The sequence below is a fragment of the Sideroxydans sp. CL21 genome (genome assembly GCF_902459525.1).
Classification (GTDB): Bacteria; Pseudomonadota; Gammaproteobacteria; order Burkholderiales; family Gallionellaceae; genus Sideroxyarcus.
Genome location: NZ_LR699166.1, coordinates 2,393,115 through 2,405,655, shown reverse-complemented (window position 1 = coordinate 2,405,655; position 12,541 = coordinate 2,393,115). Strand labels below are relative to the sequence as shown.

At 49.8% G+C, this 12,541-nt stretch carries 11 protein-coding genes; 3 read left to right on the top strand and 8 right to left on the bottom strand.

Annotation, left to right across the window (positions count from 1 at the left end; all coding sequences use genetic code 11):
- Positions 1–10 precede the first annotated feature (10 nt).
- From clpX to QOY30_RS11140, 3 genes are all read left to right on the top strand, one after another.
- Positions 11–1,036, top strand: a complete 1,026-nt coding sequence (gene clpX / locus QOY30_RS11150; RefSeq protein WP_283744691.1) for an ATP-dependent Clp protease ATP-binding subunit ClpX — start codon at positions 11–13, stop codon at positions 1,034–1,036.
- A gap of 214 nt (positions 1,037–1,250) precedes the next feature.
- Positions 1,251–1,556 carry a glutathione S-transferase N-terminal domain-containing protein gene (locus QOY30_RS11145; protein ID WP_349496688.1) on the top strand — a complete coding sequence of 102 codons (306 nt, stop codon included), beginning with the start codon at positions 1,251–1,253 and terminating at the stop codon, positions 1,554–1,556.
- A 289-nt stretch (positions 1,557–1,845) separates the two neighbouring features.
- On the top strand, positions 1,846–2,076 hold the full coding sequence (locus QOY30_RS11140; RefSeq protein WP_283744689.1) for a hypothetical protein: 231 nt from the start codon (positions 1,846–1,848) through the stop codon (positions 2,074–2,076).
- A 124-nt stretch (positions 2,077–2,200) separates the two neighbouring features.
- Here the strand turns inward: QOY30_RS11140 and QOY30_RS11135 are convergent, their stop codons facing one another.
- The 8 genes from QOY30_RS11135 to lldP form a co-directional block, all read right to left on the bottom strand.
- Complete coding sequence (locus tag QOY30_RS11135; protein WP_283744688.1) at positions 2,201–2,329, bottom strand: hypothetical protein; 129 nt, start codon at positions 2,327–2,329, stop codon at positions 2,201–2,203.
- A 126-nt stretch (positions 2,330–2,455) separates the two neighbouring features.
- Positions 2,456–2,893 (bottom strand): helix-turn-helix domain-containing protein, encoded by a 438-nt coding sequence (locus QOY30_RS11130; RefSeq protein ID WP_283744687.1) that lies wholly within the window; start codon positions 2,891–2,893, stop codon positions 2,456–2,458.
- Between the two features lie 479 nt (positions 2,894–3,372).
- A complete protein-coding gene (locus tag QOY30_RS11125; RefSeq protein ID WP_283744686.1) occupies positions 3,373–5,136 on the bottom strand; it encodes a sensor domain-containing protein in 1,764 nt (587 codons plus the stop codon).
- A gap of 35 nt (positions 5,137–5,171) precedes the next feature.
- Entirely contained in the window at positions 5,172–5,591 is a 420-nt protein-coding gene (locus QOY30_RS11120; RefSeq protein ID WP_283744685.1) for a hypothetical protein, read from the bottom strand.
- A gap of 72 nt (positions 5,592–5,663) precedes the next feature.
- Positions 5,664–8,693 (bottom strand): bacteriohemerythrin, encoded by a 3,030-nt coding sequence (locus tag QOY30_RS11115; protein ID WP_283744684.1) that lies wholly within the window; start codon positions 8,691–8,693, stop codon positions 5,664–5,666.
- 10 nt (positions 8,694–8,703) lie between these two features.
- Positions 8,704–10,503, bottom strand: a complete 1,800-nt coding sequence (locus QOY30_RS11110) for a methyl-accepting chemotaxis protein (RefSeq protein WP_283744683.1) — start codon at positions 10,501–10,503, stop codon at positions 8,704–8,706.
- A 47-nt stretch (positions 10,504–10,550) separates the two neighbouring features.
- Positions 10,551–10,793 (bottom strand): hypothetical protein, encoded by a 243-nt coding sequence (locus QOY30_RS11105; RefSeq protein WP_283744682.1) that lies wholly within the window; start codon positions 10,791–10,793, stop codon positions 10,551–10,553.
- Positions 10,794–10,852: 59 nt separating this feature from the next.
- Positions 10,853–12,493, bottom strand: coding sequence for an L-lactate permease (gene lldP / locus QOY30_RS11100; protein ID WP_283744681.1), 1,641 nt, complete (start codon positions 12,491–12,493; stop codon positions 10,853–10,855).
- Positions 12,494–12,541 lie beyond the last annotated feature (48 nt).

Here is a 12,541-nt window from a genome sequence, read left to right as displayed (position 1 = left end):
GAAGAATGGTATGGATGATTCAAACGGGCAGCAAGCGACAGCAAGGAAACTGACCCCCAGTGCAATTGCCGATTATCTGAATCAGTATGTTGTCGGGCAGGAAGATGCGAAGAAGGTGCTGTCCGTGGCCTTGTATTCGCATAACCGCAGGTTCGGAAAACGGCAACCGGGGAGCGTTGAGATCGCCAAGAGCAATATCCTGTTGATCGGGCCGACGGGAACCGGCAAGACGCTGCTTTGCGAAACCCTGTCCCGCATCGCACGGGTACCTTTCGTCACGGCCAATGCCACTTCGCTGGCGCAATCCAAATATGTCAACGAAGAGATCGAGGCGCTGCTGCAGCGCCTGCTGGAAAAGGCGGACGGGGATATCGCCATGGCCGAGCGCGGCATTGTCTTTATCGACGAGATCGACAAGCTGAAAACTTCCGAAGGCGAGCAACGCGGCACGTCGGGAGAGCGGGTGCAGCACGCACTCTTGAAGATCATGGAAGGAGCCTCGGTCAGACTGGGCAGCGCGCAGACGCTCGACACGATGAATATTCTTTTCATTTGCGCGGGCGCTTTCGTCGGTCTGGAGAGCATCACCGCAACGAGCCACGCATTCGGTTTCATTTCCGTCGACGGCGGCGAGAATCAAAAAGTCCTCGATCGATTGAATTCGCGCGTGAAGCCGAACGATCTGTTCAAGTTCGGGCTGATACCGGAGTTTGCCGGGCGTCTGCCTGTCGTCGCCAACCTCCAGAACCTGTCCAAGGAACTACTGGTGAAGATCATGATCGAGCCGCGCAATTCGATCTATAACCAGTTTTGCGAAACGCTCAGGGAAGAGGGTGTCGAACTGGAAATCGAGCACGCGGCTTTCCTGCAGATCGCCGAAATGGCGTTCGAGTACAAAGTGGGTGCCCGCAGTCTGAGGGGGATCTTCGAGGAGATGCTGACGCCGGTGCTGTTCCAGATCCCCGACCGCCCGGAGATTCGCAAGGTCGTGATCAAGTCGCTGTATGAAGAGCCGCAACTGGTAGTCGCATCCTAGCGTCCCATAGCCCATTTGCAAAACAAGGACATATTCGTCCTGCATTCAACCATGAATTCAGTAAAATTCACCCCGTTCATTTGCAGCAGTAACCCTGCATTTGGAACATCAATATGTTTTAGGGATAGATATGATCAGATGGATGATAAGAAAGTTTTTCAGGGCATTGCGGCTGATGTTGACTCCTTTCATGTTGTTATGGGCGAAACTGTCCATGCCTGAAGGAATGGTGCGTGCCGACGAAGCGCAACAAAAAATAGACAAGGAGTGCGCCAGCCTGGCGCTTTACCATTTCAAGACCTGCCCGTTCTGCATCAAAGTGCGCAAGGAAATGTCAAGGTTGTCGTTGCCGATAGAATTGCGTGATGCGCAACTTGATTCCTCCATACGCGCCGATTTGCTGCAGGGTGGCGGAAAGATTCAGACACCTTGCCTGCGGATTGCGGACGCCCGGGGCAATGTTCAGTGGATGTATGAATCCGACGATATCATCAAGTATCTGCAGCAGCGATTTGCATGAGGCTAAATGCATGTTGCCATGCAATCAGCCTTGGCAATGAATTTTGAATGAATAGTGGCAAGTGTGTTTGCATGCATGTCGAGTTTCCTGTGTTGGGTTCCGCACTGAGTTTTCGATATTGTTTACGTATACTCTTGTGGCGTTGGTATCGGATTCGATGCAAATGGCGAGCTTCACGTCATGAGAGGTTTATAACTCTCCGAGTTTTCATCCGTATCGGAAGCTGGGGAAATCTCATTTACCCCCAATGCAGAAGAGAGCAAACTAATCCAGGCGAAAGGAAACCGTCATGACACAAAAATCGGAAGTAACCAAGCTGCAAGAAGCGCAACAATTAAAACGGGAAGAATTGCAGCTTCAGGAAGGCAAGCTGAAAGAGTTGCATGCGGAACTTGAAAAGCTGAATTCAAAAATTGTCAACAATGAGAAGCTTTCAACGGATGACACCAAATATATCAGCGAACTCGGTTGGCTGGCCGCATTGTCTGTGACGATAGCCACAATAGCATCCAGCCTCTAACCATATTTGTGAAGTGCGGCATCAAGCTCAAGTCGAAAAATCCGGGTGTGCCGTGGTATGGATAGATAACGGCGTTCGCATCTGGTTTTCTAGACGGGAAAGATCGACGCGAATTCCGTCAGGTTCAAACGAAAAATGCACCGATAATAATAAACACAAAAATGGCTGCAGCAAATATGACCACTTTTTTCAAAGTTTTTTCGGTTCGTTCTTTGTGCTGAATGTATCGTTCTTCGTCCAGTTTGTCAGGCAAAATTAACTCCTAAAATATATCAATTAACGCAAAGCGGCATGGGCGGATTTGCCAATGCATACTGCGGCTGCTACATGCGATATCCCGAGAGGCAGCTTCCTCGCTTGGTACGAAACTCTAATGAGTTTACTTGGAAAGATTTTGCAGTATGGCACGGATTTCCCGTTTGCCCATACCTCTCAATACAACTATCCGTTCCAATTGCTTGGCACGGGGAGTGGAATTGCCCGCCTCCCAGTTATAAACCGTTGGTGCCGACACATCAAGCAAAGTTCCAATTTCCATGGCAGACAATCCAAGGCGCTGCCGTAGCGATTTAAATCCCTTGGCAGTAAACCGTGCCTTGTTGGCCGCTTCGGGATTGGCCTTTACTTCGGCATTATTTGAAATTGACTTTGCGATACGGGACAACTGTTGTTCGAGGGAGGCTGTGCGGCGTTTCAATGCTGCAATTTCGGCCCGATAATGCGCCGAAGATTTTTTCAGACTTTGAGTCTCGCTACGTAACTCCTTGCGTGTCAGCCTGGAAATTTCCTGTTTTAATACGGTTCCGATGTTTGTCAATTTTAATTTCCTTCAGACAGGTTGGGTTATTAAGAAGGTGGGGTCTTGCAAATGAATGGGCATGGCTGATATTCGGGTCAGGCAGACTAGGTAATGATCGATCGGCACAAACATGGTGTTCAGATGCATGGTTGCTCGTTTCAGTTTACCGGATAAACCTGCCAGCGAGAATCCGCACGGTTTTATAATTGTAGCCCTTCCCGCAACAAAAGCGCTAGTTATCAACGAAGCCTGCAAATCAAAAATAAGAAAATAGTGCGTTGTGCATCCCTATAGATTCCCGGTTATTTAGCACCCAAAGATTCAGCAAGTCATTCAATTGTTCGCGCATGAGTTTCAACGGTTCACCCCGCGCTGATTTTGCTGTACGGTTTGTCAGCCTACCGGGCAAATGAGGCAGCTTTCCAATGTCGTTTAATGTCTCGAACCGTATTGTCAGATTTCTCATAAATGGATCGAATCTGGCATGAAAAGCATGGCTAGTTAAGTTCCGCGTCATATAAATAATAGCGACTCTTTCCAGCCTGCTTGGCAATATACATGGCCTGATCGGCATGGCGCAACAGGGTGTCACCGTCTTCATTACCGGAAGAATAGAACGTCACGCCGATGCTCGCCGATACAACGGTTTCATGCTTGCCAATAAGAACCGGCGTGGCGACTATAGCCAGAATGCGATCCAGTATTTGGAGGCACTCATCCTCACTCACAAGATCATTGAGTAGCACTACGAACTCATCCCCGCCCAGACGGGCCAAAGTATCCTCTGCGCGCAATACCTTCTGCAAACGACGGGTAACTTCCACAAGCAATTGGTCACCAGCAGCATGCCCATACTGATCGTTGACTTGCTTGAAGCCATCAAGGTCCAAATAGCAGACGGACAAAATCTTTCCACTCCGTTGTGCCCGCACGATGGACTGTTCAAGACGGTCGGCCAGCAATCGCCGGTTGGGAATGCCGGTGAGTGCATCGTAATTGGCAACTTGACTCAGTTCCGCCTCATGTGTTTTGACATAGCTGATGTCAGAAAATACCCCCACATAACGCTGAACGCTGCCGACATCGTCACAAATGGCTGAAATTGAGAGTAGCTCTGCATAAATCTCGCCGGACTTGCGGCGATTCCATATCTCGCCGCGCCACGCCTTCTTCTGTTGCAGAGTTTGCCAAATCGCGCCATAAAATTCTTTGTCTTGCCGGCCTGAACTCAGCATTTTGGGGTTTTTGCCAATTACCTCGTCCCGGGTATAGCCTGTAATCTGGGTAAAAGCCGGATTGACGTCCAAAATGTTGTTGTTCGAATCAGTGATCAATATCCCGTCATTGCTGTTGGCAAATACGCTGGCGGTAATTTTCAGGTTTTCTTCGTTACGTTTGCGTTCGGTAATGTCCTCCTTGGAAGAAATAAACTGGGTGATTTCACCTTTGCTGTTGCGCATGGGGGATATGCTTACATTTTCCCAGTAAATCTCTCCATTCTTCTTTCTGTTGCACATCTCGCCATGCCATTCGCGCCCGGATGAGATCGTCGCCCAAAGTTCGGCAAAGAATTCCCTGGTATGTACATCTGCGTTAAGAATGCTGGTGGTTTTTCCGATGGCCTCATCGGAGGTGTAACCGGTAATCTCGTGGAACTTGGGATTGACATACTGGATCACCCCATCGACATCGGTGATGATATTCATCACAGGACTCTGCTCGATTGCTCTTGATAACACTCTTAAATTCTGGGTAGATTCATCCAGTTTTTGAAGCGCATTTTCCGCAGCCGCCTTTGCATCCATTAATCCCAGCTCGGCCAACTTGCGTTCAGTCATGTCGCGCAGAGTTTCGACCACGGCAATCAAATGACCGTCTTCGGCATAAATCGGACCGGCGTCAATAGCCAGGTAAAGACGCGTCCCTAGCCGGGGCATGACGCACCAGTTCTCCGCTTTGAGTCCAAATCCGTGCTCGGAGGGTTCGGCGTGGGAATTGTAAAGTGAGGGCAGGTCTTCCACGCAACCCTTAACAACAATGTCCGCAAGACACAATCGTTCTTCGGAGTAAAAAGCCTGCCAGTGGTTGCGCGTGCCAACCACTTCGGTCGCAGGAACACCCGTCAGGCGCTCACAGGCGCGATTCCAAATCAACACGCGGCAGTCGGCGTCAAGAACATAGGTTGGAACAACCATATCCTGCATCATGCTGATCGCAAATGCCTGACCTGAATTATTCTGGTTTGAGTTTTTATTGTTCAATATATGCCCCTTCTTGCTTGTACCCGCTTACCGATTCAAGGCTTTTTGCGTTTGGCGAGGTTCAGCAAGTCGTTCGTCTGTCCGCGCATGAGTTTAAGTAGTTCACCCCGCGCAGTTTCAGCAGGACATCCCATTCCGCCCAGTTTGTCTACCATATCCTGAAATCGCATGCGACGCTTGATACCGTCTTCGCTAAGATCACGCCGATTCCAAAAACTTTCAAGCAAGGTCGAACCGCAGACGCAGTTTCGGAAGAGATCCACGATGACATGGTCATCATCATCACGGCTTTGCTTCAACCCGCTGGAATCGGCACGCAAGGGCTGCGTGGCAGTGAGGAACTCAGCGGAGTCCCGATATTCCCGGCCGCAATTTTTGCAGTGTTTTGGAAAAGACGATTCAGCCAACTCCCGCAGTCCGGCAAACAAATCTGCGTCAATATCTTGTTCAGGCACTCGACCTCCTGTTGAAGTTGCGCTTGTATCTATAAATTATCTGCCAATCATCGAATAAGAAAAGTTGGTGACTTAATGCTCCCTGGCGAACGTTTCGAATTCATTTTTCGTTAGGGGCTTGCTGAAATAGTAGCCCTGAACTTCATTGCAACCCTGCAAACGTAGAAATGCCAACTGACTGGCGGTTTCCACACCTTCCGCGATGGTTTGCATGCCGAGACTGCTTGCCATGTTGATGATGGCGGTCACGATTGCTTTATCATCCTGATCGTTGGTGATGTCACTGACGAAGGACTGATCAATCTTTAACTTGTACACGTTGAATTGTTTTAGATAACTCAAGCTGGAGTAACCCGTTCCAAAGTCGTCAATGGACAGGCGTATGCCGTGTTCACGCAGTTTGTCCATCGTCTCAATAGCTGCAAGGGGGTTATCCATCGTCGCTGCTTCGGTTAATTCAAGCTCAAGATATTGATATGGCAGCTTCACATCATCCAGAATGCGGGTAATCAATTCAGACAAATCTTTTTGGCGGAACTGCACAGCGGATAGATTCACTGCCATCATCATCGGCGATAGTCCTTCATCCATCCAATCTTTCAATTGCTCTGTTGCGGTACGCAACACCCATTCTCCTATAGGAATGATCTGTCCATTATTTTCGGCTATCGGGATAAATTCCGCTGGTGAAATCATTCCTAATTCCGGATGCTGCCAACGAAGCAAGGCTTCCACGCCAACAATGCGGCTATCTTGCAAAGACAATTGGGGTTGGTAATGCACTTGAAATTCGTTTCGCACCAATGCGTGCCGCAGGGCATTCGCCAGCTTCAGATTGCGCTCAGACTGCGCTTGCATTTCAGCCGAATAAAAATGATAGTTATTGCGCCCTTCATGTTTGACACGATACATGGCAGCGTCGGCATTTTTGGACAGCAATTCTTGTGTATCACCATCATGTGGATAGATTGCGATGCCAATAGAAGGCGTGACTATCAATTCACTCGTCCCGACAACACAAGGCTGTGAAATGATTTCGATCAGTTTCGTGGCTACCAATGCCGCACCATCCGCATCAGATCCTGGCAGAATCAATATGAATTCATCTCCGCCTTGACGTGACAGAGTGTCTTCTTCGCGCAATGCTGACTTGAGTCGCCTGGACACCTCCATCAAAACCTGGTCACCAATACTGTGCCCCAGTGTGTCATTGATGTCCTTGAAATGATCGAGATCGAGGAACAACACCGCCAAAAACTTACCACTCCGTTGCGCCAGATTGATGGCGTATCTGAAGTGGTCATTAAGCAGAGTTCGATTTGGCAAGCCGGTGAGTTGGTCGAAGTTTGCCAACCTGATAATTCGTTCTTTAGCCTTTCTTTGTTCGGTGATGTCCGTTCCGATACCCACAACGTATAAACGATTGTTGATGCTGGTGCGTCTCCCGGTAAAGTAGTATGGGATTTTTTGCCTGGACTTGGTTATTAATTCAATTTCTGCTTCAGCGTTGCCATTTTCAAAGACTTCTTGCGCCTTCTGTATGAGCAGGAAACTGTCTTGCTCTTCAAACAGACCTAATGCGTTCATGCCATCAAGTTCGGCTTTAGAATAACCGGTCACTTCCATAAATTGAGAGTTCACACGAACGAAATTTCCTTGCAGGTCCACCATGTAGAATATACCGGGCAGGCTGTTGATGATATCTTCAGAGAATTGATTTTGCTGTAGCAGTGCTATTTCGGCTTGCTTGCGCTCTGTTATGTCTCGCGATGAGCAAAACATTACTGGTTCACCATTCAACTCAAGAGGGAAGATGCTGACTTCCACCTCAATAATCGTTCCATCTTTGCGCAGGTGACTGGTCTCAAACTGGGAACGTTTATTTTCCAGGTATATTAATTTTGCACGTTCATTTAGCTCGAAATCGCTGAATTTGGCGTCCCAATGTGAAACATTCATGCCAATTACTTCACTATGGTTGTAGCCCAGCAAGGCACAAAATGAGTCGCTTGCCTCGATAATGTTACCTTGAGCATCAAGAATGTGAATGCCGTCGCTGGCATTTCGCAAGAGTATGAGGTTCTTCTCGCTTTCACTTCTCAAATCTTGCTCGACTTTTACGCGCTTGGTTATATCCGTACCAATGCCCAACACACTGATTATGTTCCCCGCAGGATCGTGTTCAGGAATTAATCGAAGGTCGGAATAAATATCTTCCCCACTTATATTCTTCCATTTCAGCAAAAAAGTACCTGGCTGGCCATTCCTGATTACTTCCTTGATTGTTTCCTCATACGCCAACATTTCTGGTTGAGCAGATTCTGCAGGTGTTGTACCAATAATCTCATCGAATGGCTTGCCAATTTGGCTCACCAGGACCGGGTTTGCGTATATGCGACGACAATTACCATCATAGCGGACAATAGTATCCGGGGTGTTTTCTACCAACGTACGGAAAGCAATTTCACGTTCCGCAATCCCATTGCGAGATTGCACGAGTTCAGCTTCGATAAGTTTATGTTTGGCCAGTTCCCGATTCAAATGCGATGTGTTGGTTGATAGGTTGCCGAAGAGGGAATGGATGATGTCTCTATATACCCTCGATGCCCCGTTCATTTTTTCCTGCGCATGCGCCTTGGCAGACTCCAATGGCATGCCTGACTGCATTGCCAATATAACCATCGCTATGTGCCGGTCCTCGTCCAGGATATGCGAGGCCAGCCAACGTATCAAATATCCGAGCACTTCTTCTGTCAATCTTTCCGATAGATTGGTGCTTTGTTCTGCTTTTAACTTGAGTATATTGGCGAGAAAACCGTGATGAACAGCGATATGTATGGATTCTAAATCGTCGTCAGGGAGATACCTATGCCAGATTTCTTCTTCGGTTTGGAAATGATGCGTGGCATAGTCCAGAAGCTCATTGAAAACAAGATTCAGTTCAGGACTGTTGGACTGAAATGCGATATGACTTGCGAGAATATTGATTAATTTGACTAGTTTCTTGTGCTGTTCATCGATCTTGGGAATTCCCGTGTTGAAGTTATCGTCCCACGTGAATATATCTATCGATTCTATGACGTCTTCTGATTCTCGATTCATACCGCAGACCTCAATTTACGCTAACGAGATTTTCAGCCGTGATCCCGACCCGGACATTGCCCCACAGGCGGCCATCTATCTCGATGGGCATGGCGATATCACACAGCACCTCTCCGGTGTCGCGCCGATAGGTGCGCAATAACACCGGGTTGGTGTTCTTTGCCGCCCGCAGCTCACCAGGGGCATCGAATTTCCGGTTGCAGCGGTTGCCAACTATATCCACCGCATCGTCCCCAGTCAGCGGCTTGGAAAACTTCAAATTGTGTGACGACAAGTAACCATCCGTATTGACACCCACCGCGTATATGCATCCCGGAATAAGGCGTAATGCATCTTCCAGTAGCGACTGACAGCGCCGCGTGTATTCTTCGCCCCAGGACACACGGTATTTTTGCGGTTTTCTTTTGCCAATTGGCGCGTAGTTCTTGTCGAAGATGTCTTGACCGGAATGGGCCATCGCTTCCAGTTCCGCTTTAAGTTTGTCGCGGAATATACGTGTCTTCCCGACTACTTCTTCAAATATTCCAACACCGATATTGAAACGGGAAACCAGTTCCTGTATGCCCTCGGTCGATTGGGACAGAACTGCAGTACGTTTGCTTGAATCCGTCATGTGACCGGATACACGAGCAGATAAATCATGAATGGAACCCACATTTTCGTGAACCTGAGCATTCGTTGCCGATAACTGCTCCATCGCGGCAGCGATTTGGAGTAACTGTTCGCCTGTAAGCTCGAAGTCTCCCACCATTTTCCGGAACTGCGCGGAAGACCTGCCAACAACATCACGCGTATGCTGTACGTCGATGTTGATCTCGTCGTTCTCGGTGCGCGTGCTCTTGACCTGAGACAGCATGGCAGCGACGTTGCCCGTGATTTCAGTGGCTGCTTTATTGACGCTGTCGGCGAGTTTCCTGACCTCGTCGGCGACGACGGCGAAACCGCGTCCGGCCTCGCCGGCTCGAGCTGCCTCAATGGCAGCATTGAGGGCCAAAAGATTGGTCTGGTCGGCCACCTTGCGGATAACCGTGGCGAACTGATTGACGCTTTCGGAGCGATGCCACAAATCATCGACGGTGTGGTTGAAGTGCAGCACTTTTTCGCCGACAGAGTTGATTCTTTCGGTAATGTCCTGCATTTCCTGCAGCGAGACTCGCGCTTGCTCCAGATTGACATTGGTCGAGTTGGCAATGATCTGGGTGCTTCGCGATACTTCATCGATCGCCTTGGTCGCCTCGTTGCTGGCAACAAATACGCTATCCGTCAACTTTGCCTGCTGATGAACATTGGTCGCCGTTTCGTCCAGGTTTACATTGACCAGGACAGCATCGCGGGCGATGGAAACGCTCACATTGCGTACCTCGCCGATGATCTGGCGCATTTTGTTGGCAAACAGATTGTAGCTTTCAGCCAATTGCCTGAATTCGTCGTGGGTGGTGAGCGGCAGGTCGCGCGAGAAATTACCTTCACCCTTGCTGATTTCTTCGAAAATTCCCGTGATGGTTTTTACCGGATGTACGATCAAATGCCGCATGTAGAGAATCTGGAGGATATTCCAGACTAGGGCGATCACCGTGAGGACGAGCAGTATTTTCAAGCCGAAATTCAAATCCGCCATGACCGAGGTCGTGGCCAGATCGGAGACACCGTTACTCGACAGTGTGTCCTGTATATCGTGACGTACCTTGAAATAGGTGAAGAGATAGAAGAGATCGATCATGAACAAGAAGAGGAAGCTCATCAGCTTCTTCGTCAGCGTGTTCCAGATTTCTCTTTCGGACCATTCGTAGACTTCTTGAAAAGTATTCATGATGCCCTCCTGGTTCGGTACCAACTCTTTGGATAGCACCGTTATATCTACATTGCTTTCATTTCAGGATTCAATGCTGTGCCCGGACGTCGCAAGCGACTTTCAAACAATAGCGCAAGAAACATACCCAGCTGCAGTCGCAACGCAAAATCATCCCGGTTGGGGCATGTCCAGAGGTGGCAGGTTGCATAACAGTATTTGCCGGTATCTGCATTGGACAGAGTACTCTGTAATCGGCTGGAACAATTGATCCTTTTTGCAACAGTTGTCATAAATTGGAAAGTATTCATGATGCCCTCCTGGGCCGGTGCCAACTCTTCGGTTGGCACCGTTGTTTCTGCTACGTCCGTTACGGAATCATCCACGGCAGCACATAGGCCTGCACCGTCGTGATGACACCGACGAGTCCGGCAAGCATCAGGCTGTGTTTGAGCGTGAACCGGAACAGGTCGCCTTCATGTCCCACCAGGCCTACAGCCGCGGTGGCGACTGCGATGGACTGCGGCGAGATCATTTTTCCTGTAACGCCGCCGGTCGAATTTGCCGTGACCATCAAGGTATCGCTGACGCCGATCTGATGGGCGGTGTTGGCCTGCAGGTTGCAGAACAGCGCGTTCGATGAGGTATCCGACCCGGTGAGGAACACACCTATCCATCCCAGGAAAGGCGAAAAGAACGGAAAGGCGGCACCCGTACCCGCCAGCAGCAATGCCAGCGTTGCGGACAAGCCGGAGTAGTTGGCGATAAACGCGAAGGCCAGCACCATGCCGATCGAAAAAATCGGCCACTTCAAGTCATACAAAGTGCTGCCGAAGGTTTTGATGGCATCCAGCGGCTTCATGCGCAGCACTACCACCGTCACAATGGCGGCAAGCAGGATCGCCGTACCGGTGGCAGCCAGCCAGTTGAAAGAGTAAACGGCCGGATAGGGAGTGGGTGCGTTGACGATAGGCGGCATTTTTATGACCAGCTTGTCGAGCATCGGCACCGGTGTGTTGATGACCGTCCAGACCAGATCGCCTCCTTTGGCGAATAGCGCCTTGAAGGGTTTGAGCGACCAAATAGTCACGAAGATCGTCAGAATGACAAAGGGCGACCATGCTTTCAACACCTGACTGAACGAGTGGCTTTCAGCTTTCAATGTCACTTCCTGCCCGGGGAAGCGGAATATGTTTTTGGGCTTCCAGAATTTCAGGAACACCGTAAGCGATATCAGACTCACCAGGGCGGAAGTGATGTCAGGCAACTCGGGGCCAATGAAGTTGGAGGTCAAAAACTGGGTGACTGCAAAGGTTGCGCCGCAAACCAGAATCGCCGGCCATGTTTCGCGGACTCCGCGCCAGCCGTCCATGACCATGATCACCCAAAAGGGGATGATGAGCGACAGCAAAGGCAGTTGGCGTCCGGCCATCGCGCCTATCTTGAAGGCATCGATGCCGGTGACCTGTCCTGCGACGAGGATGGGAATGCCCATTGCGCCGAAAGCGACCGGGGCAGTGTTGGTGATCAGGCACAGACCGGCAGCATAGAGCGGGTTGAACCCCAGTCCGACCAGTAGTGCGGCAGTGATTGCCACGGGAGCGCCGAACCCGGCTGCGCCCTCAAGAAAAGCGCCAAAGGAGAAACCGACCAGCAGCATTTGCAAACGCTGATCTTCGGTCACGGATACGACCGAAGAACGGATGATATCGAACTGCCCGGTCTTGACGGTGACCTTGTACAAAAACACGGCGGTGACGATGATCCAGGCGATCGGCCACAAGCCGAAGAAGAATCCGTATCCGGCTGAAGCCAAGGCCATTGCCACCGGCATGTTATAAAACAGAATTGAAACCAGCAGCGCCAGAACAACAGTGATGGTGCTGGCGATATATCCCTTCATTCGAAACACAGCCAGGGCAACAAAGAAAAAAATGATCGGTATTGCGGCGATCAGCGATGAGAGCCAAAGGTTGGCTGCGGGATCGTATATTTGTTGCCAGGGCTGCATGGTGTATCTCCTCCGTTATGGTTGGTTGGGGTGGTGCAGGGCATGAAA